Origin of the sequence: Streptomyces sp. NPDC059166 (genome assembly GCF_042755185.1) — a bacterium.
In the GTDB taxonomy this organism is placed as follows: Bacteria; Actinomycetota; Actinomycetes; order Streptomycetales; family Streptomycetaceae; genus Streptomyces.
The window spans coordinates 1-25509 of the sequence record NZ_JBHZCI010000062.1; the positions used below are offsets into that span (position 1 = coordinate 1).

At 70.2% G+C, this 25509-nt stretch carries 21 protein-coding genes and 1 pseudogene; 9 read left to right on the forward strand and 13 right to left on the reverse strand.

The features are described from left to right. Window positions 1–137 precede the first annotated feature (137 nt). Together ACFXOA_RS30535 and ACFXOA_RS30540 are read right to left on the reverse strand one after the other, a co-directional pair. Window positions 138–986: a PepSY domain-containing protein gene (locus tag ACFXOA_RS30535; RefSeq protein WP_385035128.1), complete on the reverse strand. Its 849-nt coding sequence runs from the start codon at window positions 984–986 to the stop codon at window positions 138–140. 182 nt (window positions 987–1168) lie between these two features. After that, a complete protein-coding gene (locus tag ACFXOA_RS30540) occupies window positions 1169–1423 on the reverse strand; it encodes a DUF5133 domain-containing protein (RefSeq protein ID WP_385035130.1) in 255 nt (84 codons plus the stop codon). 278 nt (window positions 1424–1701) lie between these two features. On the opposite strand from ACFXOA_RS30540, the gene ACFXOA_RS30545 reads away from it, so the two are divergent. After that, window positions 1702–1953 (forward strand): DUF6296 family protein, encoded by a 252-nt coding sequence (locus ACFXOA_RS30545; protein ID WP_385035132.1) that lies wholly within the window; start codon window positions 1702–1704, stop codon window positions 1951–1953. Window positions 1954–2369: 416 nt separating this feature from the next. Here the strand turns inward: ACFXOA_RS30545 and ACFXOA_RS30550 are convergent, their stop codons facing one another. Together ACFXOA_RS30550 and ACFXOA_RS30555 are read right to left on the reverse strand one after the other, a co-directional pair. Beyond that, a complete protein-coding gene (locus ACFXOA_RS30550; RefSeq protein WP_385035134.1) occupies window positions 2370–2657 on the reverse strand; it encodes a hypothetical protein in 288 nt (95 codons plus the stop codon). Window positions 2658–2780: 123 nt separating this feature from the next. Further along, window positions 2781–3242 carry a DUF2000 family protein gene (locus tag ACFXOA_RS30555; RefSeq protein WP_385035136.1) on the reverse strand — a complete coding sequence of 154 codons (462 nt, stop codon included), beginning with the start codon at window positions 3240–3242 and terminating at the stop codon, window positions 2781–2783. A 90-nt stretch (window positions 3243–3332) separates the two neighbouring features. On the opposite strand from ACFXOA_RS30555, the gene ACFXOA_RS30560 reads away from it, so the two are divergent. Continuing rightward, window positions 3333–4142, forward strand: a complete 810-nt coding sequence (locus tag ACFXOA_RS30560; protein ID WP_385035138.1) for an AraC family transcriptional regulator — start codon at window positions 3333–3335, stop codon at window positions 4140–4142. A 63-nt stretch (window positions 4143–4205) separates the two neighbouring features. On the opposite strand, the gene ACFXOA_RS30565 is transcribed toward ACFXOA_RS30560, so the two are convergent. The 3 genes from ACFXOA_RS30565 to ACFXOA_RS30575 form a co-directional block, all read right to left on the reverse strand. Further along, entirely contained in the window at window positions 4206–4718 is a 513-nt protein-coding gene (locus ACFXOA_RS30565) for a DUF664 domain-containing protein (RefSeq protein ID WP_385035140.1), read from the reverse strand. Window positions 4719–4840: 122 nt separating this feature from the next. After that, window positions 4841–5479: a DUF4230 domain-containing protein gene (locus tag ACFXOA_RS30570; RefSeq protein ID WP_385035142.1), complete on the reverse strand. Its 639-nt coding sequence runs from the start codon at window positions 5477–5479 to the stop codon at window positions 4841–4843. A gap of 216 nt (window positions 5480–5695) precedes the next feature. Then, window positions 5696–8647: a glycoside hydrolase family 48 protein gene (locus tag ACFXOA_RS30575; RefSeq protein ID WP_385035162.1), complete on the reverse strand. Its 2952-nt coding sequence runs from the start codon at window positions 8645–8647 to the stop codon at window positions 5696–5698. Between the two features lie 1034 nt (window positions 8648–9681). Between ACFXOA_RS30575 and ACFXOA_RS30580 the strand changes: the two genes are divergently transcribed. After that, entirely contained in the window at window positions 9682–11055 is a 1374-nt protein-coding gene (locus ACFXOA_RS30580) for a glycoside hydrolase family 6 protein (protein WP_385035144.1), read from the forward strand. A gap of 215 nt (window positions 11056–11270) precedes the next feature. Here the strand turns inward: ACFXOA_RS30580 and ACFXOA_RS30585 are convergent, their stop codons facing one another. Beyond that, entirely contained in the window at window positions 11271–12125 is an 855-nt protein-coding gene (locus ACFXOA_RS30585; protein ID WP_385035146.1) for a VanZ family protein, read from the reverse strand. 61 nt (window positions 12126–12186) lie between these two features. Between ACFXOA_RS30585 and ACFXOA_RS30590 the strand changes: the two are divergent. Then, window positions 12187–12686, forward strand: a pseudogene (locus tag ACFXOA_RS30590) (tetratricopeptide repeat protein). Between the two features lie 316 nt (window positions 12687–13002). Here ACFXOA_RS30590 and rpmG read toward each other — a convergent pair. Then, window positions 13003–13167, reverse strand: a complete 165-nt coding sequence (rpmG, locus tag ACFXOA_RS30595; RefSeq protein WP_385035147.1) for a 50S ribosomal protein L33 — start codon at window positions 13165–13167, stop codon at window positions 13003–13005. A 523-nt stretch (window positions 13168–13690) separates the two neighbouring features. Between rpmG and ACFXOA_RS30600 the strand changes: the two genes are divergently transcribed. Further along, complete coding sequence (locus ACFXOA_RS30600; protein WP_385035148.1) at window positions 13691–15124, forward strand: PP2C family protein-serine/threonine phosphatase; 1434 nt, start codon at window positions 13691–13693, stop codon at window positions 15122–15124. A gap of 129 nt (window positions 15125–15253) precedes the next feature. On the opposite strand, the gene ACFXOA_RS30605 is transcribed toward ACFXOA_RS30600, so the two are convergent. After that, window positions 15254–16750, reverse strand: a complete 1497-nt coding sequence (locus tag ACFXOA_RS30605) for a hypothetical protein (protein ID WP_385035149.1) — start codon at window positions 16748–16750, stop codon at window positions 15254–15256. Window positions 16751–16981: 231 nt separating this feature from the next. On the opposite strand from ACFXOA_RS30605, the gene ACFXOA_RS30610 reads away from it, so the two are divergent. Continuing rightward, complete coding sequence (locus ACFXOA_RS30610; protein WP_385035151.1) at window positions 16982–18118, forward strand: aminoglycoside phosphotransferase family protein; 1137 nt, start codon at window positions 16982–16984, stop codon at window positions 18116–18118. Between the two features lie 101 nt (window positions 18119–18219). Here ACFXOA_RS30610 and ACFXOA_RS30615 read toward each other — a convergent pair whose 3' ends face one another. Further along, on the reverse strand, window positions 18220–19551 hold the full coding sequence (locus tag ACFXOA_RS30615) for an N-acetylmuramoyl-L-alanine amidase (protein ID WP_385035152.1): 1332 nt from the start codon (window positions 19549–19551) through the stop codon (window positions 18220–18222). 241 nt (window positions 19552–19792) lie between these two features. Between ACFXOA_RS30615 and ACFXOA_RS30620 the strand changes: the two genes are divergently transcribed. Continuing rightward, window positions 19793–22033, forward strand: a complete 2241-nt coding sequence (locus ACFXOA_RS30620) for a germacradienol/geosmin synthase (protein WP_385035153.1) — start codon at window positions 19793–19795, stop codon at window positions 22031–22033. On the opposite strand, the gene ACFXOA_RS30625 is transcribed toward ACFXOA_RS30620, so the two are convergent. Beyond that, window positions 21996–22496 (reverse strand): hypothetical protein, encoded by a 501-nt coding sequence (locus ACFXOA_RS30625; protein ID WP_385035155.1) that lies wholly within the window; start codon window positions 22494–22496, stop codon window positions 21996–21998. The two genes, ACFXOA_RS30620 and ACFXOA_RS30625, sit on opposite strands and share 38 nt — an antisense overlap. Window positions 22497–22542: 46 nt before the next feature. Further along, entirely contained in the window at window positions 22543–22944 is a 402-nt protein-coding gene (locus tag ACFXOA_RS30630) for an ACT domain-containing protein (protein ID WP_385035157.1), read from the reverse strand. Between the two features lie 167 nt (window positions 22945–23111). Between ACFXOA_RS30630 and ACFXOA_RS30635 the strand changes: the two genes are divergently transcribed. Together ACFXOA_RS30635 and ACFXOA_RS30640 are read left to right on the forward strand one after the other, a co-directional pair. Beyond that, window positions 23112–24257 (forward strand): nitrous oxide reductase family maturation protein NosD, encoded by a 1146-nt coding sequence (locus tag ACFXOA_RS30635; protein ID WP_385035158.1) that lies wholly within the window; start codon window positions 23112–23114, stop codon window positions 24255–24257. A 37-nt stretch (window positions 24258–24294) separates the two neighbouring features. Beyond that, entirely contained in the window at window positions 24295–25380 is a 1086-nt protein-coding gene (locus ACFXOA_RS30640; protein ID WP_385035160.1) for a methyltransferase, read from the forward strand. Window positions 25381–25509 lie beyond the last annotated feature (129 nt).

Genomic DNA, 25509 nt, shown 5'->3' on the forward strand with positions numbered 1-25509 from the left:
TCTTGTGGGCTCTTTTTTTTTTATACTCCACGCCTGTCGGCCTCTCCCCTCCCGCGACCACCCCCGCCCCCGTACTCGCGCGGGGGGGTTCCACCCCCACCGCGGTCCACCGCCGACAAGTCCGTCCGGGACGATGGTCAGTCGTCGACCTGCTCGTCCGTGATCGTTCCCTTGGCCGCGTCCACGTCGAAGGTGGTCTTGTTCCAGTCCTTGGAGACCACGTCGACCTGCCAGACCAGGACCTGGCTGTCGTTCTCGTCGAGGCCGATCGAGGTGACCCAGCCGTCCTTCTTGTCCGTCGCCACCTTGGCCGCCTGCTCAGGCGTCTGCGTCGCCTTGGAGAGCTGGTCGGCGAGCTCCTGCTTCTCGGCGTCGGTCTGATCCGCGTCGGGGGCGGAGTCGATGACCTTGCCGGACACCGCGTCGATGGTCACGTTGTGCGCGGTGCCGTCCTCCTCCGCGACCTCCGCGACCCACCGCGGAGCTGCGGCGCTCCCGCTGGGGCTCGGGCTGCCCGTCGGACTGCCGTTGCCGGTCGGGCTCCCGCTCGGGCTCCCGCCGGGGCTGGGGCTCCCGCTCGGGCTGCCCGAAGGGCTCGGGCTGCCGCTGGGGCTCGGGCTGCCGCTCGCCTCGTCCTCGTCGTCGAGGCCCTCCAGATCCAGGTCGGTCAGCTTGCCGCCGGACACCTCGCCGACAGCCGTCGTGGCCGCCTTGTCGAAGGTGATCTTGACATTGGACAGCAGATCCTTGCGCTTGGTCTGGTCCTCGGTCAGTTGCGCCGTAGGACTTCCCGAAGGGCTGGTCGTCTGGTTCGGAAGAACCTTCGCCGCCTCGGAGGTCTCCGTGGCGGTCTTGTCACCGCTGTCCTGTCCACATCCGGTCACAAGTGCGGCGGCGAGCGCAGCGGCACACAGGGCGCCACCGGCGACGCGAAGCCGGCGGGTACGCGCGGGTACGGTCATGTTTCGACGGGGCTCAGGTCTCATGCCTGCATGCCTAGCCGCGCTCTTCCGCGGTCATGTTGTCCGACCGGCGGCTGTCACCCGAACGACAGCCCGGTCCGCCCGTTCGGCGTGCCCTGAATTCACCCACCGCCGTGCGGCCGAACAGGGGGATGGCGCCGGTTCGACGGAACCGGCGCCATCCCCTTCGGAGAGGTCGTGTCACCTCATGCGGTCAGCTGGACCTCGCCGGGCGCCGACGCGGTCCCCAGCGATCCGGCGGCCGGAACGGCGCGCAACTGCGCCTCGGCCGCGGCCAGCGCGTCGGGCACGGTCCGGGTTCCGGTGGTGACGCAGAGGGTGTAGGAGACGTCCTCGAGTTGCCGGGAGCTCTCGGAGGTGCCCAGCCGTGCATGGGTGCTCCGCAGTGTCTCGTAGCGCTTGACGAGATTCCGCAGCGTTGCGGGATTGGCCATCAGCACGGCAGTTCCTCTCCACAGGGCGGCCGGGAGCCCGTGGGCCCCGCGCCGACGAAGTCCGATCGCGCCGGCGGAACCGCCTGGCGTCACGGGCGGCCGTGCGAGCTGACAGCACGCGTCCGATCCCTTGCAGATGATGGTCGCCCCGCCTCACCCATTCCGCATCCGCAGTCACGGAAGGTCACCCCGCCGCTTCTCCCGGAGCAGTCCACGCTGCGTTGGGAAACAATGGAGGGAGCGGGCGAGCGGTTGTCGCCTCGCCCGGTCGGGAGGTCTCTGCCATGGGTTACCCGGAGAGTTACGAACTCATCTTCCAGGCGGGCGGCGCCGAGGACGACGTGGTGGTCGTCCACCTCACGGCCCGCTCGGGCGCCGGTGGTTACCCGGTCTACGAGGACGAGACCGGGATCGTGCGCGCCGAGATCAGTGAACGCGGCGAGGTGCGGATGCACGCGAGCGGCGGGCATCAGGTCCTGGGGGCGCCATTGCTTGCGAGGCCACTGAGTCACGGAGCGGCCGGCCGGTGCGGCTGAGAGCCGGTCTCCAGGTGGTCGCGTCGCCTCCGGTGAAGTCATGGGCGACCGCGGTGCCTCCGGCCTGCCGTCGCGTCCCGTGCGGGGTGCCGGGGCCGGGGGTCCGGGGCGCGGAACATGGCAGGTCTCCAGGTTCCGGCGGGGCGTGGGCTCCTGCCTGCCCGCCGCCGTCCCAGGATCGGGATCCTCGCACGGTGCGTCAGGATCGGGCTCCTCGCACGGTGCGTGGGGAGAGGCCGCGTTCAGCGGCGGTCCGGGCGGACACGGGGCGTGGCCCCGCCGCCCACGGGGGAATTCCGTCGGACGAGGCAGTCGCCCGCGCACCCCGCGTCCGCCGCTCCCAGGCGGTGGAGGCGCCCAGGCAGCGGCGGGGTGATGCACTTCGCGGTGAGCCGGGCGGCGCGCCGCTCGTGGGGTCAGTCGACCGGGTGCGGAGCTGGAACCGTCGCTCCGCCCCCGGCACGTACTGCCTCCACCACACACTGGTGGAGGGCCCTGCTGGCTTCCTCTGAGGGGCACGGCACCGGACTGCCGGCCAGTGTGAACCAGTCGGAGGCGCCGCTGTACTGCACGGCCACCTCCGCCTGCTCCTCGGTCCACGTCGTGTGCACGGTCAGATCACCGCTCACGACCCCAACCTCTTCGGTGCGTACTCCGCCGGTTCCCGCGAAGACACCGAGGGTGGTCCACGATGCCCAGTTCATGACGCGTCGCCTTTCGGGACAATGACAAGCCTGTCAAGCGGACTGGTTCCGAGTATGGCACCGGAACCCTTCACCCGCATGGGTGTGTCCGTGGGTGTCCGTCCCGTGACGCCCAGGGGCCGTTCAGGGGTGCATGGAGGCGCCCTTGAGGATCTTGTCGACGGCGTTCCGCGGCCCGTACGCAGCCAGGCCCACGAGGTCCAGGCCGTGTCGGTGCACCGCGCGGACCGCGGCCCTGTTCGCCGCGTCGTGTCCGGTGGCGAAGAGGTCCGAGGTGAACACCGCCGTGGTCACACCCCGCCCGACCGCCTTGGCGTGTGCGGAGGACAGGAGCTCCTTCGGCCCGGCGAACACGAGGACGGGCTGACGGAACATGGGCAGGTACGCGGTGCCGTCGGCATCGGCGTACGGCTCCCCGACGACCTCGGGCACCTGCGTGCCCAGACCGCTCACCAGGAAGGCGGTCACGTTGAGCCGCTGCCAGGTCTCGAGGTCGTCGCGGAGCAGCACGGCGATCTTGGTGTCGAAACGTACGGGTGCGTTGCCGGTGACGGTGTCCGTCTCGGTGTCCGGGAGATCGTTCATGTCCGGGAGTCTGCCGAGCACGCGCGTCGCACGTCTTGTACGAAGTTTGCGCCGGTCCACGGCCGGCACGGCCCCTGTAGGCTTCGGCTCATGGGTGCACGTCCGGACATCACCGCGTGGCGTCCGGACGTCGAGGGAATCGACGAGGTCTTCCACGCCCACTTCGCCGACCACACGTATCCCATGCACACTCACGACGCGTGGACCCTGCTCATCGTCGACGAGGGCATGGTCCGCTACGACCTGGACCGCCATGAGCACGGCTCGACCTGTTCCGAGGTGACCCTGCTGCCTCCGCACGTCCCGCACAACGGCGGCGCGGCCTCTCCGGACGGCTTCCGCAAGCGCGTCCTGTACCTCGACACCACCCGGCTGGGGGCGGATCTCGCCGGACGCGCGGTGGCCAGGCCGGTGCTCCGGGATCCGCGGCTGCGCCACCGTGTGCACCAGCTGCACGTGGCGCTTCAGCACCCAGGGGAGGAACTGGAGGCCGAGAGCCGCCTGGCCCTGGTCTCCGAGCGCCTGGCCGGTCATCTCGTCGGTGGACCCGCCGCTCCTCGCGAGGCCGGCCGCCGGGTCGCGTACGCGCTGCGGGATCTGCTCGACGAACGTTTCGTCGAGGGTCTGACACTCCGCGACGCCGCAGAGCGGCTCGACACGCACCACACGCACCTGGTGCGCGCCTTCGGCCGGGAGTTCGGCATAGCTCCCCACCAGTACGTGACGGGACGGCGCGTGGATCTCGCCCGGCGGCTGCTGCTGAGCGGTATGCGCCTGCCGGATGTCGCGGTCTCGGCCGGCTTCTACGACCAGCCCCATCTCTCCAGGCACTTCAAGCGTGTGGTCGGCACGAGCCCGGGGCACTACGCGCGCACGGGTGGCGTGTGCCCCTCCGCGTGATCAGGGCTCCCCCACTGATCCGGCCCGACGAACCGGGCTGATCCGGCCCGACGATCCGGCTCGTCAGCGGCGGCGTTCCAGCGCGCCCCGGACGAACGCCGCCTGACCCGCGTGCTGCAGGTCGTCGGAGACGACGCTGACGAGCCTCACTCCGAGAGTCACGGGCGGGGACCACGAGTCGTCGACGACACGGTCGAGGGCATGGCCTTCCAGCCCGCGGACGAAGCGCAGGGTCTGCTCGGTCACGGCGTCGAAGTACCCGAGAAGCAGATCGGCCGAAGCCACCTGGACCGATCCGACCTGAGCGCTGTCGTGACCGTAGCCCGTAGCCCCTCTCTCCAGCGGGAGCTCGAAGCGGGAGACCCAGTCCTGGGCGAACCAGACCTGTTCCGTGCCGGCCGCGTCCGCCACGTGGTCGTCCTGGACTCGCGTCAGGTGCCACACGAGCCAGGCGATCGAGTTCGCGTCGGCGTCGAGCCGGGCGTTGAGGTCCTCCGGCGGGAGGCCCTCCACCGCGGCGTGCACCGACTCATGAATTCGCTCGAACGCATCGGCGAGGATGCCTGCACAGTTCATACGTCCACCATGGACGCTCCGCGGACGGGTCCCCCGCTCCGACACGCGGCGCCTGGTCGGCCTGCTCCGGCCCGGTCCGGGGCCTGCGGACCCGGGCCGGGCCAGGAGGGCGGGCCGGCGGATCAGCCCGACGGATCGGCGTACCGGACAGTGACCCGTTCGAATCCGAGTGATCCGAGGAGTCCCTGCAGCATCGAGGTGGTGTTCTTCTCGGCCCTCGCGGTCAGACCGCTCTCCTCGGCGGCCTTCCCTATGTGCTGGGCCGCCAGCTTGTTGACGGCCTGTTCGCTGCCCGGGTTGTCCGAGAAGAAGTCCCCGAGCCGGTCGAGGATTCCCCGCTGCTTGGACACCGCGTAGGAGCGGTCGGGGTCCAGGGCGGGCTTGCCCAGCACGGCGTGGGGCAGCACGAGTTCGGCCTCGGTGCGTTCCTCGTTGACCTTCACCCCTTCGGCCCCGACCTTGCCGAGGTCGACGGAGGCTCCGACCGTTCCGGCGCCGACGTACAGCGTCCGCGTGCCCCTGATGGCGTCGGGAAGGTACTTCGCGTCCTTCTCCAGGTCGACGACCACCTGGAAGTTCCCGGAGGCCGCCTCGTAGGCACTCATGTCCTGGATGGACTTGAGTACCGCGGGCCCGGAACGGTCCGTGGTCTTCTCCTCGAAGAGGTCGCCCAGTCCGGGAATCAGGCTGAGCCGGGACCCCAGGAACAGCAGGACCAGCGCCGCCGCGATCACACCGGCGAACGGGAGGCAGCCTCGCATGCGGCCCCGCGGGCGCGGTGTGCCGCCGTGCCCCGGCTCGCCCGTGCTGTCTGTTCTTACGTCAGTGGACGTCATTCCTTCCGTGTGACCCGGCGTGGCGGTTTCAGTCCACCCACGGCTCCGGTTACGCCAATTCACGTACGAAAGGCGGGGGTTCCGCCCGCCGGCGAACTGCCGGCGGACGGAACCCCCTTGGTCACACTCCAGCCCGACCGCTCACTCCAGGAGATCCGCGTACGCTCCCAGAGCCAGCGCGACGTCCGTCTGGGCCCAGAACCGGTGGTAGGTGAACACCGGAGCGGCGCCGCCGTCCAGATACGCCTGCACCTTCGGCCAGTTCGGGTCGTCCTTGTAGAACGAACGGATGGAGAGGAACGTCGAGTCGTTGTCGACGGTGTCTCCGTTGGGCATCGCCCCGGTCCAGCCGTTCGGGACGTACACCGGGTCGTCGAACCGCTGGTAGTCGGCGCGGGTCTCCGGAACGGCGACACCCGCGTCGTCCTGGTAGTGGCTCCACATGCCGTCGAGGATTCCTTCCGCCGTCTCCTTGGCCTCGGCGTCACCGGACTTGGCGGCGTAGTAGGTGAGCGTCCTGGCGTAGGCGCCCGCCACCCCGACGTCGTTGGTGTAGTCGGCGACCGTGACGTGGAGTCCGGAGTTCGACCCCGGGTTGGAGGCGTTCCAGGTGTCGGGCGCGCCCGACCACTGGAGGGTGGACGGCATGAGATAGGTGCCGTCGGGGTTGATGGTCGTCTCCGACAGTGCCCAGTCGACCCACTTGTCGAGCACGGCCTTCGCCTGGGCGTCACCGGACTCGTGGTAGTACTCGGCGACGCGCTCCATCGACCACGCCTGGAAGCCGAACCACTGGTTGGACGGCGGGTCGTGGTAGACGGGCTTCTCGTCGTAGTACATGCCGTAGAACGTCGGAGTACCCGCCGGCGGCTGGGCGTAGCTGCCCTTCCAGCTGTTCGTCGCACCGCCCGCGATCGCGCCCTCGTCGGACTGGAGCCACTGGTAGAAGTCCATCTGCCGGTCCAGGCTCTTCGCCCAGTCCTGCTGCCCGGTGGCGGACTTCGGCTTGAGGTCGCCCACCGTGCTCAGTGCGTAGGCGGCCATCGGGTTCTGGTAGCCACCGTGTGCGTGACTCGACCCGATGCGCCAGGACCAGCCCGCGGAGGTGTCGGTCGCACCGCCCCAGGCGTAGTACCAGGACATCAGGTAGTGGGCGCTGTCCTTGCCGCTGCCGGCGGGGCAGGCCGTCGGACCGACACAGTTGCCGATCTTCTTGAAGTACTTGTCGAACATCGAGTAGCGAAGGTAGTCACCCATCTTCGCCGCCTTGCCGACGGTCGTCGCGACCTCGCTCGACTTGCCCTGCTCCTTCGCCCAGACATCCGCCCAGTAGGCGGCCTGCACGGCGCGGGCGTCCGCGTCCGGCGCGTTGGTGAACTTCCACTGCTTCGCGTAGGAGGCGTCCCCGGTGAAGAGGTCGAGGTAGCCGTTGTCGCCGCCGTAGGTGAAGTTGTCGCAGGTCGGGTGGGTGACCGTCTCCCAGACCGACTCCTGCGGACCGCGCTGGAAGGTGTTGATGTACGAGGGCCCGGACTGGGTGGGCCCGGCGGTGCACTTCCCGGGCGTGTTGCCGTACCCGTAGACGTTGTCGACGTCCTGGATCCAGTGCATGCCGTAGATGTCGTCCGTGCCGTAGGCGCTCTTGAGTTCAGCCGCGATCGGGTCCGAGCCCGATGAGGCCGAGCCGTCCAGAACGGCCGGGTACTCGTCGGGGGTGTCGTGCTCCGGCGCGTACGTCGCCGGCTTCGACGCGTTGTAGAAGGAGTTGGTGGGCTGGTCGGCGTGGGTGGGGATCATGTACTTCTCCATGGTCGCCCACGCACCGTTGAACTTCGTCCAGTCCCCGGTGATCTTCCCGTACATCGCCTGGAGCCAGATCAGATAGCTGTAGGCCTCCGAGGTCGTCTCGTGTCCGTGGTCCGGAGCCTCGACGATCAGCGTCTCGACGGAGTGGTAGGGGATGCCCTCCGACGAGAAGTAGCCGTTGGCCGGGTCGGTGATCTTCCCGTACAGGTCGAGGAAGCGGGAGTCGTACTCCTTGGCCGCGGCGAGCTGGGTGACGGTGACCTCGGCCTTGCTGTGCCCCGGTGCCGTCACGGTGAAGGTGGCGGCACCCGTGCCCGTCGCGGCGGCCGAGACGGTCACCTTCTGGGGAGTCGACCAGTTGGACGCGGTGAAGGTGAGGCTCGCCCCTCCGGTGACACTCAGACCGGTGTTGCCGGCGCTCCGGGCCACCGTGACGGTGACCGGGGAGGACGGCGCGGTGGACAGCGACACGTTGAACGTCCCCGACTTGCCCGACTGGACGCCCAGTTGCGCGGGCGTGGCCACGACGGCGGGGCCCGCGGCCACGGTGATGCCCGCCGGGGTGGACTCCGACGAGGCTCCGAGGCTGTCGTACGCCCTGGCGTACACCGAATGACCGCCTGCGGAGAGCCCCTGGGCGCTGAAGGTGTAGGGGGACGTGGTGTCGGTGCCGAGCAGCACGGTGTCGTCGTAGAACTCGACCTTGCTGATCCCCGCCCCGTCCGCCGCGGCCGCGGTCGCGGCCAGGGGTACGGGGTCACCGGCACTGAAGACGGCACCCGCCTGAGGGCTGGTGAGGACGGTGATGGGCGGCTGGTGGGCGCCCGCACACCTCGTGCCGTTGATGGCGAAGGAGGTCGGAGCGGTGTTGGTGCCGCTGTAGGAGAACTGCGCGCCGGTCGAGACGGCGGCGCCGGCGGCGATGCCACCGTTCCAGGCCGCGTTCTTGACCGTCACCGTCTTGCCGGACTGGGACCAGATCCCGTTCCATCCGTTGGCCAGCTTCTGGTTGCCGGCGTAGTCGTAGGTGAGTGTCCAGCCGCTGATCGCGGTGGTGCTCCGGTTGGTGATGGTGAGCTCGGCGCTGAAGCCCGAACCCCAGTCGTTGGCCTTGTAGTCGACGCTGCATTGCACTGCGGCGGCATGGGCCGGGGTGCCGGCGGCGGCGGTCATACCCAGGGGCAGGGCCAGCGCCGCCACCAGCGCTGTCCACAATCTACGGCTTCCGTGTCCGGGTCTGCCCGGTCTTCCGGTCAGCCAGGTTCTTCGTGCGCGTCCCGATGGCATGCGCAGGTCCTCCTCGCGGCTCGACGACATGGGGGGTGTGCGGGTTGAGCACAGGCCTTGAACCAGTGGGAGCGCTCCCAGGATGGGGACGGGGAAAAAGAGAGTCAAGGGACGTGAAGAGTCGAATAATTTCGACAGCAGAAGATCTGAACTGCCTTGTTGACCAACACCAGTTGACGCTCTAACGTCATGCCACACCAGTGGGAGCGGTTCCACCGGCGGACGTGCTGTAGGGGCACGCTCGCATCCGGGGGAAGCGCTCATGCAGCACCCGGACGTACCGCACGGGCTCGCGCCTCTCCACCCGAGCGGTGCCCGACATGGTTCGCAGCACCGTCGCGACCGTGGTCATGGCCTCCGGACCAGCTTTCGCACGCACGGTGAGCAGCATGACCGCGCGGCGGCGAGCGACAGCTCGTGGAGCCGTCCGTCCGGGTCGGCAGAGGTCCGGCGAGCACACGTGCCCGACGCGGCACGCGCCGTCCGGCCCGGAGCAACCGGGCTGGGGCGTTCCACCGGCGCCGCTCCGGGGAGTCACACCACACGACAACCCCACCGGCCGAACCGCGCGCCTGAGCACCGGGCTCGCGAACACGCCCGCGTGCCGGCGAGACCGGCGGACGGCACGCAGACACCACGCGAACAAGGAGAACCCGCCTGGCCTGAACGACGAATCCCCCCACCCGGGGCCGGCCCCCCATCGGACACGAAGCCGGTTCCGGAATCCGCGCCGACGCCAGAGACCACCGGCGCGACCACGCCGACCGCGGGCGCACAGGACTGCCCCGACGACGCGTGGCACGTTCCCGGGCTCCTCATGTCCCGGGTGAGCGGCGGCTGTCGACCCCACTCACACCGGTCGCACCAGGAGTCCGGCACCGCGGGAGCCCTTACCCGGGCAGACCCGGACCGTCCGGGGGCTGCCCCACGGCCCCGTCCCCGATCAGCGACGACACGGAAGACCCCACCACCCGTACGAAGAGGGCTGCGCCCGCGTATCGCGCATCCCCGACAGCTGAGGAAACGGATTTCGCATGAGCCGCACGAGCCGCACCACCCCGCGCCGATCCCGCATGGCGCTCATCGCCGCCGGCGCCATCATCGCCGCGACCGCCGGCACCGCCACCGCGGCGCCCTCCGGAACCACCGCCGCGGGCGAGCGAGTCGACAACCCCTACGAGAACGCGAAGGTCTATGTGAACCCGGAGTGGTCGGCCAACGCGGCCGCCGAACCGGGCGGCAGCCGGATCTCGGACCAGCCGACCGGCGTCTGGCTCGACCGCATCGCCGCGATCGACGGCGCCAACGGCGGAATGGGCCTACGGGACCATCTCGACGAGGCGCTGGCCCAGAAGGGCTCGGGCGAGATGGTCGTCCAGCTCGTCATCTACAACCTGCCCGGGCGGGACTGTGCGGCACTCGCCTCCAACGGCGAGCTCGGCCCCACCGAGATCGACCGCTACAAGAGCGAGTACATCGACCCGATCGCGGCGATCCTCGCCGACGAGAAGTACGCGGACCTGCGCATCGTCACCACCGTCGAGATCGACTCCCTGCCCAACCTCGTCACCAACACGGGCAGCCGGGCCACCGCCACGCCGGAGTGCGACGCGATGAAGGCCAACGGCAACTACGTGAAGGGCGTCGGCTACGCCCTGAACAAGCTCGGTGACGCGCCCAACGTCTACAACTACATCGACGCGGGCCACCACGGCTGGATCGGCTGGGACGACAACTTCGGCGCGTCGGCCGACATCTTCCACGAGGCCGCGACCGCCGAGGGCGCGACCGTGAACGACGTGGCCGGCTTCATCACCAACACGGCCAACTACAGCGCCCTGAAGGAGGAGAACTTCACGATCGACGACGCCGTGAACGGAACCTCGGTGCGGCAGTCGAAGTGGGTCGACTGGAACCGCTACACGGACGAGCTGTCCTTCGCCCAGGCGTTCCGCGAGAAACTGGTCTCCGTGGGCTTCGACTCCGGCATCGGCATGCTGATCGACACCTCGCGCAACGGCTGGGGCGGCTCACAGCGGCCGACGGGTCCCGGTGCGAGCACCAGCGTCGACACCTATGTGGACGGTGGCCGCATCGACCGTCGCATCCACCTCGGGAACTGGTGCAACCAGTCCGGAGCGGGCCTCGGCGAACGGCCGCAGGCGGCCCCGGAAGCCGGCATAGACGCGTACGTCTGGATGAAGCCCCCGGGGGAGTCGGACGGTTCCAGCGAGGAGATCCCGAACGACGAGGGCAAGGGATTCGACCGGATGTGCGACCCGACGTACACCGGTAACGCCCGGAACAACAACAACATGTCCGGCGCGCTCGGCGACGCCCCGGTCTCGGGCAAGTGGTTCTCCGCCCAGTTCCAGGAGCTCATGAAGAACGCGTACCCGGCGCTCTGACCCCGCCCGGCGGGTCGGATCATGCGGCGGACACGATGCCTGATCGGCCCCGCGTCCGCCGCATGATCCGCGGGACCGGTCCGAACCGCGGAAGGACGTCTGCGGGGCGGACCCGTCCGCGTCCGGGCCTCCGCCCGGGCGCGGATCCACCAGGGTGACCCCGGAGCACATCCCCGGGGCCACCGCCCGCCGGACGAGCGGGCCTCTTCGCCGGGCTACGCCCGCCGCCGGCCCTCACCGGGCGCTCCCCCGCCCGGTCCGCCCCGGCGGCCCCGCCACCTGTCGAACGCAGCGCGTCCGCGAGCCACCGGCGCGGGCGCGCTCCGCCGCGCGGCGGCCCCGGCCGGCCGGCCCTCCGACGCCTTGGCCTTGCCTCCGGCCTTGTCCGTGGCTCCGGCCTTGGGCTTGACTCCTGCCTTCGTCCTCCCCCCGACGGCGGCCTTCACCTTCGCGGCGGCAGCACCCCTGCTCCCGGAGGCGGCCCCTCGGTCGGACTTCTGCCCCGGCCCGGACTTCGGCCCGCCCCGGAAGAACGGCCGGCTTCCCGCTGCCGCACCGGGAGCGCCCGCGACCTGGACCGGTTCGTCGGACAGAGCGTGATAGCGGTGACTCACACGACGCCCCACCAGCGCGTAGCCCAGCAACGCTCCGGCGGTGTTGAGGATGACGTCGTCGATGTCGAACGCCCGTCCCGCCACCAGCGCGCCCTGGGTGAGCTCCACCACGGCCATGACCAGCACGGTCAGCACCGTCATCCGGAGCATGCGGAGTCTGCGCGGCACCAGGATCGGCAGCAGCACACCGAACGGTGCTCCGAGCAGGAGATTCCCGCCCGCCTGTTTGCACGCCGCGAGGAAGGTGTAGTCCTCGGCGTACTGCCGGAGGGAGCGCCCCGGCTTCAGATTGGAGGTGACGATGTCCTCGGAGGCGGGTGACGGTGTGAGCGTCACCTTCGCCAGCACCACGGAGAACGCCACGAGGGCGAGAAACGCTGCGGCCAACACCGCTATCCGCAGCAAAAGACGTCCCACACTTCTGCGTCGTGCACCACGACCCGCCTCGACTGTCATGGCGAAACGAATGCCCCCAACCCCGACGGCCACACCCACGACCAGGTGCGACCATGTGCGCATGAGCGCTCAGAACAAGGACGAACTACTGGCCGAGGCCGTGCGGCTGCGTGAACAGGGCCATCCCGAGCAGGCCAGGGAACGTCTCCTCGCACTCACCGCCGCCTTCCCCGATGCGGTCGACGTCGCCTACCAGACGGCCTGGGTCCACGATGTGCTGGGCCTCGAGGCCGAGGCGGTGCCGTACTACGAGCGCTGCCTCCAGGGCGAAGGGCTGACCGAGGACGAGCGCCGAGGAGCGCTCCTGGGACTCGGCAGCACCTACCGCGTCCTAGGACGGTTCGGCCAGGCGGTGGAGACACTGCGCCGCGGGGTGTCGGAGTTCCCGGACGACGGCGCGCTGCGGACCTTCCTGTCCATGGCCTGTTCAACACCGGCGAACACCACGAGGCCATGCAGCTGCTTCTGCGGCTGGTGGCGACGACCAGCGACAGCCCGCACGTCCGGCAGTTCCGCCCCGCCATCGAGCATTACGCCGCCGACCTGACCAGGACCATGTGACCGGAGACGTCCGCTCTCGTTCCGGCGGTCCGCCGTCCGTGGCGGAGGCACGAGGGGGGCAGAAGGAAGCCCCGGCCGGATCGGGGGAATCCAGCCGGGGCGGCTTGTGCGCGGGGGCGGGACCGGACCCTGGGAAAGGGGCCTTCCGCTCGCTCCCACGTATAGATGAACGATAAACCACCAGCCCGCGTTCCCGTGAATCCGCACCCGTCCTTGTGATCGACACCACGGGCGGACCGGCGCCATCAACCCTGACGGGACGCGAGGACCGCGGTCAGCGGTCAGCGGTCAGCGGTCAGCGGTCAGCGGTCAGCGGTCAGCGAGCCTCGCGGAACACGACGTGCCGCCCTGCCGACGGATCGAACTTCCTCAGCTCCAGGCGGTCGGGGTCGTTACGCCGGCTCTTTCGCGTCACGTAGGTGTGGCCGGTTCCTGCCGTGGACCGGAGCAGGACGACGGGCCGGGCCTCACTGCGTGCCATGGGACCTCCAGACGAGGGATTCGAACCCGCACCTTGTCGGCGACGGGTGTCGTTTTCAGTTACGCCGGGCACAACGCGCGCCGGCTCCGCCCCATTCCCGTGTCAGCAGACCGCCGCACGGCCGCCCGCGGCGCCCGCCTCGCCATCCGTGAGCGCGCACCGCCGACCATCACCTCGGGCGGGCACCGCCCCTTCGGGAGCACCCGGGGAACGGCCTCAGGCGGAGGAGGCGAACGGTCTTCCCGGAAGCAGCGGCACGAAGGCCCCCCGCCCCCGGTCGCGAGAGCCCGCGCGCACGAACCCCCGGCGCACACCGGAGGATTCACGCCGGGCGACTTGCGCCGAATCGGCCGCAGGGGCAAAGGTGTTCGGCGGACCCGCGCTCCATCTGGCCCACGGCATATGCCAGCAGCAAGAACGCCTCGAGTGTTGCCAAACCCCTTACGGCCCACCCCCGCCTGTGCGACAGTCATGTTCGGTCCACCCCCACGAACCGGCCGCACCGCCTGTATCGGAGTACCAGATGCCGTCCCATCTGTTTGCGGACCGCCCCGCCCCACAACCGCCCGAGCGGGATGCCGTCGAGGCCCTGATCAACCGGACCCGGCTGCTCCGGGGCGACGTGGACGCCGTGCGCCGTGACACCTCCGTGATCGACGAAGACGATCCGCGGCTGCGATGGCAGCGCGCCCTGTGTGAACTCGCGGTCCACCAACTCGACGACCTCGGCGAACATCTGGGCCAGCTGCGGGACGGCATATCGACCCCTGCGGACGCGGCACACCCGGCCGGGACCGCACCGCCGAGTACGCCCGAACCTCCCGCCGGCTCACTGCTCAGCAGGGTCGGCAGCGCGGAGTGGAACCTGCTCACCGACGAGGTCAGCTGGTCCGACGAGCTGTACCAGATCTTCGGCAGGGAACCGGGCACGGGCGCCCTGTCCCTGGACCAGCTGCCGTCGCTGCTCCTCGCGGAGGACCAGCCTCTCCTCACCTCGATGGTGACCGACTGCCTGGTGGACGGCCGGCCGATGGACGGCGAGTTCCGGATTCTGCTGCCCGACGGCTCCATCCGGACGCTGCACATGATGGGTGAACCGGTTCTCGACAGCGACGGCTGCACAGCTTCCATGTGGGCGGTGCTGCGGGACGTGAGCCGGCTCCGCCGCAGCCAGCACCTCGTCGGCAGGACCCGGGAAACACTGCGCAGCCGTGAGGAGATGGCACTCGCCGAACACCGGGTGGCGGTGGAGTTCCAGGAGGCCGTGCTGCCTCCCTGGCGCGGTTCGCTGCCCGTCCCGGGACGCGGCGCGGAGGGCCTCGACATCGCGGCCCACTACCAGCCGTCGGGATCGAGCGATCTGATCGGTGGCGACTGGTACGACGCACTGCCGCTGCCGGACGGGCGTACGCTCCTCACCGTCGGTGACCTCACAGGTCATGGTGTCCCCGCCACCTCGGCCATGGCGATGCTGCTCGGCGCGCTGCGGGGCATGGCGGTGGCCGGCATCGCGCCCGGGGCGGTGATGGGCCATCTGAACCAGCTGATCGAGTGCTCGGCGCAACCCGCGCTGGGCACCGCGGTGTGCTGCCGCTTCGACCCGTCGACACGCACGCTGACCTGGGCACAGGCAGGCCACCCCGCCCCGCTGCTGTTCCGTGACGGTGTGGGGTGGCCTCTGCCCGAACCGGACGGAGTGCTGCTCGGCGCGGCGTCCGGCGTGTCCTACGAGCAGGACCAGGTGGTCCTGCTGCCGGGCGACGTACTCCTCCTGCACACCGACGGGCTGACACGGCGGAGCGACCGAAGGGCCGTCCCCGAGACGCTGCTCGGGCTGGCACCCCGGTTCGCACAGGCACACACGGCACAGGACTGCCTGCGGATCGTGATCGAGGAATTCGGGTCGACCGAACGACTCGACGACGCCTGCGTCCTGGTGGCCCGCGTCGGCGCCTGAGGACCCGGTCAGGACGCCGCCTGGCGGAGCCCGGTCTCCGCTGCCGGCCACCGGTGATCCGGCCGCGCAGCACGAAGCGGCACGGAAGCACGTACGTCCGGCCGTCCCTCGTCCGGTGGCCCGGGGGGATCAGGCCTGCGCGCCCTTCGCCTTCTTGTCGTTCGCTCGCGGGGGCAGGGCGAGCTCGATCTCCTCGCGCAGGTCCTCGATCTTGGCGTAGCCCGCGAACTGGCCTGTGAGCCGGTACATCTCACGCAGCCGGTCCCAGGTGCGGTGCGAGGAGGTCTCCCCCATCGAGACCAGGGCCAGACGCGCGTAGCGGTCCGCCTGTTCGGGGTCGTCGGCGATGAAGCACGCCGAGGCCAGCGAGATGTAGTCGAAGATCTTCGATCGCTGACGTCCGTTGATGCGAAGGTCGAGCGCCCGCTTGGCATGGCGCTGCGCCGTACCGGCGGCGCCGGGGTCGTGCTCGGCCAGGGTGCGGAAGGCCAGTGCCTGCATCCCGTGCATGTCCGCCTCGTCGAACATCTGCATCCAGCTCGGCGGCGGCACGTCGCCCTTGTCGGAGACGAAGAGCTCCTCCGCCTCGCCCAGGGTGCGGCGCATGGCCTGGCCACGCCCCATCGACGCCTGCGCCCACGCCTCGATGGTGTGCAGCATCGCCCGCGTACGCGGCAGCGTCTCCTCACCGGAACCGGACTTCGCGAGCTTCATCAGGTCCAGGGCGTCGTCCGGCCTGCCCAGGTGGACCATCTGCCGAGCGGCCCTGGAGAGCGCCTCGCCCGCCCGCGGGCGGTCGCCTCCCTCGCGCGCGGCGTGGGCGGCGATCACGAAGTACTTCTGGGCGGTGGGTTCGAGGCCGACGTCGTGGGACATCCAGCCGGCGAGGACCGCGAGATTCGCGGCGACACCCCAGAGGCGTCGCTGGAGGTGTTCGGGGTGGTGGTAGGCGAGCATCCCGCCCACTTCGTTCAGCTGGCCCACGACGGCCTTGCGCTGGAGTCCGCCGCCTCTGGAGGCGTCCCACGCCCGGAACACCTCGACCGAGCGCTCCAGCGCCTCGATCTCCTCGGAGCCGACGGGCGCGGCCTCGTAGAGATCGAAGCCCGCGTTGTCGGCGTGCATCGGGTCGTTGAGGCGTGATGCCCGGGCCGCCGGGGCGGGCTCGGAGTGCAGCCAGTCGTACATGGCGCCGGTGAGGGCTGAGCCGGCGGCGAGCGCCGCGCCCGCACCCACCAAGCCGCGTCGGTTGAGCATGAGGTCCATTCCCGTGAATTCGGTGAGGACCGCTGCCGTCCGTTCGGGCGCCCACGGCAGTCCGTCCGGATTCTCATCCGTCCCGGCCTTTCGCCGCTTCCCCACACGCCCGCGCCGGCCGAACCCGAGGTCCTCGATGGTCACGACACGGCCGAGTCGCTCGGTGAACAGAGCTGCCAGCACTTCGGGCACGGGATCGCGGGGGGACTCCCCCATGTCGATCCAGCGCCTCACCCGCGATGTGTCGGTGGACAGTTGGAGGTGGCCCATGGCCGCCGCCTGCCTGTTCACCATTCTCGCGAGCTCGCCCTTGGACCATCCGGTCATGCCGAACAGGTCGGAAAGGCGGGTGTTGGGTTCTCCGGTCACGTCAAGCCCCCAGGTTCTCGGCTGACTTGACCCTAGCCCGCCAGGGGATGCCGGGCGAATATTCGCCAGGGTTCGCCAGGGGACGCCAGATGTTGTGCCACCCGCAATCCGGTGTCATGTAGGAGTGCGCCACCCCGCCCGGCAGCCCTAGGTACTCCCCAGGGTGCCGAACGGCCGCCGGCCGGGGCGGCGCACGCAACTTGTCGGCGCACGAAGGGATCTGTCTCGCCCATGTACACAGCATCGTCCTCCGTGTCCGCCCCGCCCCGGCCGCTCCGCCCCTCGGGTGCGGGTGGCGGACCGTATCTCGACCCCCGCGCCGCTTCTCCGGCGCCCGGCACGGGTCGGCCCCGGCGGATGGCGGGCCCGGGCTCCCAACCGCTCAGCGGAAGGCTGGACCTGTCGGGCGCCCAAGGGGCGCAGCTGCGCATGGCCATCGCCTCGGTCCACCGGATCTGCCCGGAGTTCAACCCGGTTCAGGTGCTGCGCCGCAGCGGGCGCTCGGTGCTCATCGTGGGCACCACCGGCCGGGCGACCGCGGTGGCGAAGTGTTTACTCGATCACTCCCCCGCATGGACGGAGCGGTTCCGGCACGAGATAGCTGCATACCGGGCCTTCGTCCGGCACCGCCCGCCGGTCCGTGTCCCCCGGCTCATCGCGGCCGACCCGGAGAACTGCACCCTGGTGATCGAGCGGATGCCCGGCCGGGTCGCGGCACTGACGAGGCATCCGGCGGAAGCACCCCCCCGGGCGGACCTGCGCGCCGTCCTCGGCGCGGTCAGCCGGGTCAACGCCTGGCGCCCCCCGGCCGGTCTGTTCGACGCGCCGCTCGACTACGCCTCCCGCATCGCCCGCTACCACGAGCTGGGTCTGTTCACCGATCGCGATCTGGGCGACCTGCAGAAGCTGCTGCACGGTCTCGCGCATTCGGGCGGGCGCTACGGCATGGGCCAGTTCTGCCACGGTGACGCCCTGCTCTCGAACATCCTCCTTCCGCCCACGGGGCCCGTCCTGGTCGACTGGGAACACGCGGGCTGGTACCTGCCCGGATACGACCTTGCGACCCTCTGGTCCGTGCTCGGTGACGCCCCCGCGGCCCGGCGCCAGATCAGCCAGCTGGCGCAGGCGGCGGGCGCGGCGGCCCGCGACGCCTTCCTCATCAACCTCATGATCGTGCTCACCCGGGAGATCCGTACGTACGAGACGGCTGTCCAGCGGGCGATGCGTGAAGGCGCGCCCGCTGTCGGCGGTCAGACCCGGCCGGGCATGCTGACCTCCGGTGAGGAGCAGCGCCTGCTGCTGCGCAGGCTGCACGACGACTGCGCGATGGCCCGGCGGGCGGTTCGTGCCGCGGTGGGCACCCGCTGACCACGCCGGTTCCGACCGGTCCGGCGGACGGGGGAAGGGCGCTGCGGGACCGGTGCCGACACACAGGTCCCGCGGCGCGCCTACACGGCCTCAGCCGCCGCTCATGACCTCGCCGGGACCACGTCGACGTCGGATGCCTTCACGAATCCGACCCGGTGGCCGATCTGGACGGTCACGTACTTCTGGCCTCCGCGGAAGTACGTGTGGTCGTACGGCTTGGAGGCGTCGATCGTCGGGGCGTAGTAGTAGCCGGCGGGTGCCTCGCCGCCCCCGGGGAACGCCTGCCCCGCCTTGATCGTGTACACGAGGGGCGTGCCCACGGTCGGCTTGACGAAGTCGGCCGGGTACTCCCCCTGTTCCGGGTAGGCCACGCCGTAGACCGGTACTTCCGCCCTGCCCGGCCTGGGCCGGACGACGTGCCCGGATGCCGGGCTCGTCACGCGGGTCCCTGCCGGGGTGCGGAGCCATGCCTTCTCGCCGTACCACCAGATCGCGGTCCAGCCGGGAACCCGGTCGGCGACCACGGCCTGCTGACTGGCGCTGATCTTGCTGCCCCAGTCCGCGGCGCAGTTCGTGCCGGGCGCGCCGTCGGGGTGCAGACCCGGGTCGGAGAAGAGCGGCGCGTCCTCGGACGGTTCGGTGTGCAGAGGAACCGCGCTGCTGCCCTGGAGCGGCAGGTCCACGTTCTTCTCGCAGTCCCGGAACTTCTGCTGGTTCTTCGTGAAGTCCGCGCTCACGGTGACCAGTTCGCTGCTCCGGGGGCCGCTTTGCACGCTGGGCCGGCCGAGGAGCGCCATGAAGCGGTTCCAGTCCCAGTACGGGCCCGGGTCCCAGTGCATGTTCTTCGTACCGGCGGCGCTGGTGGGGGGTACGCCGTCATGTCCGAGGATGTGCTGCCGGTCGAGCGGGACGTCGTACTTCGCCGCCAGGTGCCGCACGAGGCGTGCCGTGGAGCGGTACATCTCGGGGGTGTACCACTTGGCGCCCTCGGCGGCGAATCCTTCCTGCTCGATGCCGATGGAGTGGGTGTTGAGGTACCAGTTTCCCGCCTGCCAGGCGACGTCCTTGTTCTTGACCATCTGTGCCACGTGTCCGTCCGAGGAACGCACCACGTAGTGGGCCGAGGCCTGGTGGGCCGGGTTCTGGAAGAGTTTCAGGGTGGTGTCGTAGTCGACCTCGGTGTCGTGCAGGACGATGAACTTGATGGAGTTGCCGCGGGGCCGGTCGGCCGTGTCGTAGTTCCCGTAGCTCTCCTTGTCGTCCGGCTCCCCTGTCTGATGGTAGGCCGCGGGGACCCAGTCGCAGGACAGGCCGCGTGGGCAGTCCGGTCGTACGGTGTCCGCGCCGGCCACCGCCGGGGAGAGGAGGCCCACGCCCAGCGCTCCTGCCGTGGTGAGTGCGAGCGCGAGTCTGATCCTCTGCTTCGACGTCATGACAACCCTTCGTGGGGCATGGGGTGGCGGAGCTGTACCCGGGAGTACTCCCCGTCTACATCGGTCGGCGCACACTCTGTTGCTGGAGGTGTCGGTGCGTCAAGAGTGCAGTGTGCAACTACACCTGAGCTTGTGTGACTATTGCTCCGCGTGCGTGCCCCGGATGGCCGACGGGTAGTGCTGGCGCCGACAGCGCCGGCCCGTACGGGCCGAGCGGAGCATTCGGAAAGGCCGGACGCACATGGCACAGCCCTTCTCCCTGCCGGACTTCTACGTGCCGTACCCGGCGCGCCTCAACCCTCATGTGGAGGAAGCCCGCACGCACACCCGGGAATGGGCCCGCGGGATGGGGATGCTGGAGGGATCCGGCGTCTGGGAACTGAAGGACCTCGAATCCCACGACTACGCGTTGCTCTGCGCCTACACCCACCCGGACTGCTCGGCCGATGCCCTTTCCCTGGTGACCGACTGGTACGTGTGGGTCTTCTTCTTCGACGACCACTTCCTCGAGCTGTTCAAGCGCACCCTCGACCGCGAGGGGGCGAAGCGGTACCTGGACCGGTTGCCGGCCTTCATGCCGATGGAGCGCGGCGCGGCCACTCCGGAGCCGGTCAACCCGGTGGAGGCCGGACTCGCGGATCTGTGGGCCAGGACGGTGCCGAGCATGTCCGACGCCTGGCGGGCCAGGTTCGCGGAAGCCACGGAGCACCTGCTCGACGAGTCGCTCTGGGAGCTCGCGAACATCAACGAGGGGCGTATCGCCAACCCGGTCGAGTACATCGAGATGCGCAGGAAGGTCGGCGGGGCACCGTGGTCGGCCGGCCTGGTGGAGTACGCGGCGAACGCGGAGCTCCCCGCCCAGGTGGCGCACTCCCGTCCTCTGCGGGTGCTGAGGGACGCGTTCTCCGACGCCGTACATCTGCGCAACGACCTCTTCTCGTACCAGCGAGAGGTGGAGGAGGAAGGCGAGAACAGCAACGGCGTGCTGGTCCTCGAACGGTTTCTGGGCTGTTCGGCCCAGGAGGCGGCGGAGGCGGTCAACGACCTGCTCACCTCACGCCTTCAGCAGTTCGAGAACACCGCCCTGACCGAACTCGGCCCGCTCTGCGCGCAGGCGGGACTGACCGGCGACGAGACCCTCGCCGTCCTCGCCTATGTGAAGGGCCTTCAGGACTGGCAGTCGGGTGGCCACGAGTGGCACATGCGCTCCAGCCGCTACATGAACGGTGGCGGGGCCGGCGACAGCGTGCCCGGATTCGGCATGGCGGCCGCGTCCCTCCGGTTCACTCCGCGGTCGGAGTCGTTCCGGGCCCGCAGCCACGGTCATGTCCCGTTCCAGCACGTCGGCCCGTCGATCCTGCCGGAGTTCGACCTGCCGTTCGGCACGACCCTGAGCCCGCACCTGGACGGCGCCCGTGTACGGATCGTCGAGTGGTCGCGCAGGATGGGGCTGCTGGAGGCGCAGCCCGGGGTACCCGGCTCCCACATCTGGGACGAGGAGCGCCTTCTCGCGACGGACCTGCCCCTGTGCGCGGCCGGCCTGCACCCCGACGCCACCGCGGAGGAGCTCGACCTCTCGTCGGGGTGGCTGACGTGGGGGACGTACGGCGACGACTGGTTCCCCGTGGTGCACGGCCGGTCCCGTGACCTCGCGGGCGCGAGGCTGGCCAACGAGCGGCTGTCACTGTTCATGCCGCTCGACCGCACCGCGGCGCCCGAACCGGTCAACGCGCTGGAGCGGGGGCTGGGGGATCTCTGGCAGCGGACCGCGGGGCCGATGGACGATGCGGGGCGCCGCACGTTCCGCGCCGCGGTGGAGTCGATGACCGCGAGCTGGCTGTGGGAGCTGGCCAACCAGGCGCAGAACCGGATTCCCGATCCGGTGGACTACATCGAGATGCGCCGGGCGACGTTCGGTTCGGACCTGACCATGAGCCTGTGCCGGCTGGGGCACGGCAGGAAGGTGCCCGACGAGGTCTACCGGAGCGGCCCGATGCGGTCCCTGGAGAACGCCGCCGCGGACTACGCCTGCATGCTCAACGACCTCTTCTCGTACCAGAAGGAGATCGAGTACGAGGGGGAGGTCCACAACGGTGTCCTCGTGGTGCAGAACTTCTTCGGGGTGGACTATCCGACGGGCGTCGCCGTCGTGCACGACCTGATGAAATCGCGGCTCCGGCAGTTCCTGCACGTCGCGGAGCAGGAACTGCCCGTGCTGTACGACGACTTCGGTCTGGACGCCGAGGCCCGCGAGACCCTGGCCGGCTACGTGCTGGAGCTCAAGCACTGGATCGCGGGCATCCTGGTCTGGCACCGGGACTGCCGGCGCTACCGCGAGGAGGACCTTCGGCGGGGCAGGTCGACCCCGTGGCACCTCGGTGGCCCCACGGGGATCGGGACGTCAGCCGCGCAGGTGACCCGGATGCTGGCGACGCAGGGACGTTTCAGCCCTGCTGGAACAGCTCCGCGGGAAGTGGCTTGAGCAGGGCGTAGAGATCATCGGTGATCGGCCGGTCCCAGCTGGCGATGGTGACGAGCACACCGTCGCTCCGGTCGAACTGGACGCACGAGATGCGGCTCTCGGAGAGCTTGACACGGTGCACGATCAGCAGGCTGTCGCCCTGCATGACCGGGACGTCCTCGCTTCCGGTCACCTCGACCGGCTCGTCGTTCTCGAGTGCGAGGAGCAGCTGGGCCACCTCGAAGGGGACCTGGCCCTCCTCGGTCTCGCGGGCCGGGGAGCCCTCCGGCAGATTGCCGATGATCATCGCGGGACCGCGTCCGCCGAACAGGTCGTAGCGCAGGAACACGCCCTGGCAGCTCCCGTCGGGAGCGGGGAGGAGACCGGCGCCGAGGTTGCCGGGCCAGTCCCCAGGGTCCATGGCCAGGACGTCGAAGTCCGGGCCCGCGGGTGTGGCGGCGCTGCGGCGGCGGAGGAAGGACATGGGGCCATGTTACGTGTCCCGGCTCACCTTGCGGAGCCGGGCACTGCTACGCGGACTCCTCGGCCAGTGCCTCGAGCACCTCGACCGCCTCCGTGGCGCGGTCGTACGGGACGAAGAGGTGGTCGTGATGGAATCCGGCGACCACGTTGCAGCTGATGCCGGCGTCGGTGAGGGCCAGGGAGACGGCGGCGGTCAGTCCTACCGCGTCGAGAGCGGAGTGCACACGGAGGGTGATCCAGGCAGCGGCGAAGTGGTGCTCGAGCCGCGCGGCCAGGGCCTGCGCCTCCGGCACGACGAGTGTCAGCCCCTCGCTCTCGGCGACGGTGACCACGGGGGTGACTCCGGCCGGCACCTCCCCGTCGGCCCGCGTGCAGTACACGAAGCGGCCCGGCTGGAGCTCCGGCCGCAGCCCGTGCAGCAGTGTCCGCAGATCGCGCTCGCCTGTCATGGGGCCAGATTACGACGGCCGCATCCCGCGCGCGCCGGGTGACCGACCCCGCGGCACCGCCTCTCGCGTCCTCCCCGGCGAGTGCGCGGTAAGCCATTCAGGCACGCCATGTATCCATACGCTCACCATGCGTGGCACCGGTGGTTGATCGCCCATAGCTTCGGCTCATGAGAAGAAAGCACATGAAATGCCTGGCGGGTGTCACCCTCGCCACGGCGACCACCCTCAGCCTCGCCGCCGCTCCCTCGTCGGCGTCGGGTCACGGCGAGCTCGTGGTGCACCCCGGCGAGTCGATCCAGCGGGCGGTGAACGCGGCACGGTCCGGGGACACCGTCGTGGTGCTGGAGGGCACGTACCGCGAGAGCGTCCTGATCACGAAGCCCGGTCTCACCCTGCGCGGAACCGGCGCCCGTACGGTGATCTCGCCTCCGGCGGCCAAGCCCGCGAAGCCCGGAAAGAGCGCGAAACCCGGAAAGACCAAGGGTGCCGAGGCGGCCAGGGGCCCGAGGGCGGCCAACGCCTGCGCCGCCGCCGGCAACGGCATCTGCGTCGTCGGGACGAAGGGCCGCACCGTCGACGACGTCAGGATCCGCGCGCTGACCGTGTCGGGCTTCAGCAAGAGCGGTGTCTGGGCCTCCTGGACCGACGGTCTCTCCGTCCGCGGGGTCACCGCCCGCAGGAACGGCACCTGGGGCATCGCGCAGGAGCGCTCCACCCGCGGTGACTTCCGCTTCAACACGGCGACCGCGAACGGCGACGCCGGCATCTTCGTCGCCAACTCGGTGACCGAGGAGGGGGGCGCCACCGACACCGGCGGGACCCTGGTCGTGGACAACTCCGTGACCGGGAACCGGATCGGTGTCACCGCGCGCCGGGTGCGCAACATGGTGATCGACGGCAATCTGCTGACCGGCAACTGCAGCGGTGTCTTCGTCGTCGGTGACGAGTCGAAGCCCGCCGCGGGTGCGATGACGATCAGCGACAACCGGATCATCAAGAACAACAAGTTCTGTCCGGCGACCCCGCGTCTGTCCGCCATCCAGGGTTCGGGCATCGTCCTGACCGGCAGCGAGGCCACCACGGTCCGCGCCAACGTCATCAAGGACAACATCGGCTCGACCCCGCTGTCCGGCGGGATCCTGCTCTTCAAGAGCTTCGTGGGCGCGCTGAACACCGACAACACCATCCGCGACAACCGCGTGCAGGGGAACAAGCCGGCCGACCTCGCCAACCGCGACACCTCCGGAACCGGCAACACCTTCACCAGCAACACGTGCGGGACGTCCGTCCCGGCCGGCCTGTGCGCCCGATGACGGCGCACCGCCGCCGTACGAGGAGAAACGAGACGGTATGACCACCGTGAGTCCCACCCCCGAGACGACTCCCGTCGCCGCTGCGCTCAGCTCGCCCGAGGCGGGCGCGGGGCAGACACCGCCGCCGTCCATGCGTCTGCGGGAACTGGCCTTCGGCGCGGCGTGCGCCGCCGCCGTGCGCGCCGCCGCCCGGCTGGGCGTCGCCGACGCGCTGGGCGAGACGCCCGCGTCGGCCGCGGAGCTCGCCCTGTCCGTGGACGCCGAGCCCGCGCCCCTGCGGCGGCTTCTGCGCGCGCTGTGCTGCTACGGCATCTTCAGCGAGACACCGGACGGTGAGTTCGTCCACTCGGAGATGTCGCGGCTGCTGCGGGAGGACGACCCCCACAGCCTGCGCTACATCGCCCTGTGGTGCACGGAGCCCTGGACCTGGGAGGTCTGGCCCAGGCTCGACGACGCGGTCCGCTCCGGTACGAGCGTCTTCCCCGAGACGTTCGGCAAGGGCTTCTTCGACTACCTCCACCAGGACGCGGGCGAGTCGGCCCAGATCTTCAACCGCGCCATGACCACCTCCAGCGTGCAGTCCGCGCAGGACGTGGCCGACCTCCTGGACCTCACGGGGGTGTCCTCGGTCGTCGACATCGGCGGCGGCCAGGGGCATGTCCTCGCCAGCCTGCTGGAGAAGCACCCCGCGGTCCACGGAACCCTCCTCGACCTGCCGGGTGTCGTGGCGCGCGCGGACGCGCGGCTGCGGGACGGCGGGGCGCTCTCGGACCGGGTGAGGATCGTGCCCGGTGACTGCCGTGAGGACATCCCGGTCGAGGCCGATCTGTACATCATCAAGAACATCCTCGAGTGGGACGACGAGAGCACGCGCCGCACCCTGCGCAACGTCGTGTCAGCCGCCCGCTCCGGCGCCCGGGTGGTGATCATCGAGAACCTGGTCGACGACACCCCGTCGATGCGGTTCACCACCGCGATGGACCTGCTTCTCCTGCTCAACGTGGGAGGCGCGAAGCACACCAGGGAGAGCCTGGTGAGCCGCATGTCCGAGGCGGGCCTTCGCGTGGGCGAGATCCACCCGGTGAACGCCTACCTGCACGCCTTCGAGTGCCGCGTGCCGTAGCGCCGGAACAAGAGGTCGCCCCCGGCCGGCCCCGGGGGGGCGGGCCGGGGGGGCCCGCCGCGGGGAGGGCCGGGGGGGCCCCGCCCCCCCGGTGAAACAGTGGGGTATAAAAAACAGAAGCGGCCGGCC

Excerpts from the sequence above, each read along its gene's own strand:
- ACFXOA_RS30535 (WP_385035128.1), bottom strand. The coding sequence starts at position 986 with ATGAGACCTGAGCCCCGTCGAAACATGACCGTACCCGCGCGTACCCGC.
- ACFXOA_RS30545 (WP_385035132.1), top strand. The coding sequence starts at position 1,702 with ATGGGTTACCCGGAGAGTTACGAACTCATCTTCCAGGCGGGCGGCGCC.
- ACFXOA_RS30550 (WP_385035134.1), bottom strand. The coding sequence starts at position 2,657 with ATGAACTGGGCATCGTGGACCACCCTCGGTGTCTTCGCGGGAACCGGC.
- ACFXOA_RS30555 (WP_385035136.1), bottom strand. The coding sequence starts at position 3,242 with ATGAACGATCTCCCGGACACCGAGACGGACACCGTCACCGGCAACGCA.
- ACFXOA_RS30560 (WP_385035138.1), top strand. The coding sequence starts at position 3,333 with ATGGGTGCACGTCCGGACATCACCGCGTGGCGTCCGGACGTCGAGGGA.
- ACFXOA_RS30565 (WP_385035140.1), bottom strand. The coding sequence starts at position 4,718 with ATGAACTGTGCAGGCATCCTCGCCGATGCGTTCGAGCGAATTCATGAG.
- ACFXOA_RS30570 (WP_385035142.1), bottom strand. The coding sequence starts at position 5,479 with ATGCGAGGCTGCCTCCCGTTCGCCGGTGTGATCGCGGCGGCGCTGGTC.
- ACFXOA_RS30575 (WP_385035162.1), bottom strand. The coding sequence starts at position 8,647 with ATGCCATCGGGACGCGCACGAAGAACCTGGCTGACCGGAAGACCGGGC.
- ACFXOA_RS30580 (WP_385035144.1), top strand. The coding sequence starts at position 9,682 with ATGAGCCGCACGAGCCGCACCACCCCGCGCCGATCCCGCATGGCGCTC.
- ACFXOA_RS30585 (WP_385035146.1), bottom strand. The coding sequence starts at position 12,125 with ATGACAGTCGAGGCGGGTCGTGGTGCACGACGCAGAAGTGTGGGACGT.
- rpmG (WP_385035147.1), bottom strand. The coding sequence starts at position 13,167 with ATGGCACGCAGTGAGGCCCGGCCCGTCGTCCTGCTCCGGTCCACGGCA.
- ACFXOA_RS30600 (WP_385035148.1), top strand. The coding sequence starts at position 13,691 with ATGCCGTCCCATCTGTTTGCGGACCGCCCCGCCCCACAACCGCCCGAG.
- ACFXOA_RS30610 (WP_385035151.1), top strand. The coding sequence starts at position 16,982 with ATGTACACAGCATCGTCCTCCGTGTCCGCCCCGCCCCGGCCGCTCCGC.
- ACFXOA_RS30615 (WP_385035152.1), bottom strand. The coding sequence starts at position 19,551 with ATGACGTCGAAGCAGAGGATCAGACTCGCGCTCGCACTCACCACGGCA.
- ACFXOA_RS30620 (WP_385035153.1), top strand. The coding sequence starts at position 19,793 with ATGGCACAGCCCTTCTCCCTGCCGGACTTCTACGTGCCGTACCCGGCG.
- ACFXOA_RS30625 (WP_385035155.1), bottom strand. The coding sequence starts at position 22,496 with ATGTCCTTCCTCCGCCGCCGCAGCGCCGCCACACCCGCGGGCCCGGAC.
- ACFXOA_RS30630 (WP_385035157.1), bottom strand. The coding sequence starts at position 22,944 with ATGACAGGCGAGCGCGATCTGCGGACACTGCTGCACGGGCTGCGGCCG.
- ACFXOA_RS30635 (WP_385035158.1), top strand. The coding sequence starts at position 23,112 with ATGAGAAGAAAGCACATGAAATGCCTGGCGGGTGTCACCCTCGCCACG.
- ACFXOA_RS30640 (WP_385035160.1), top strand. The coding sequence starts at position 24,295 with ATGACCACCGTGAGTCCCACCCCCGAGACGACTCCCGTCGCCGCTGCG.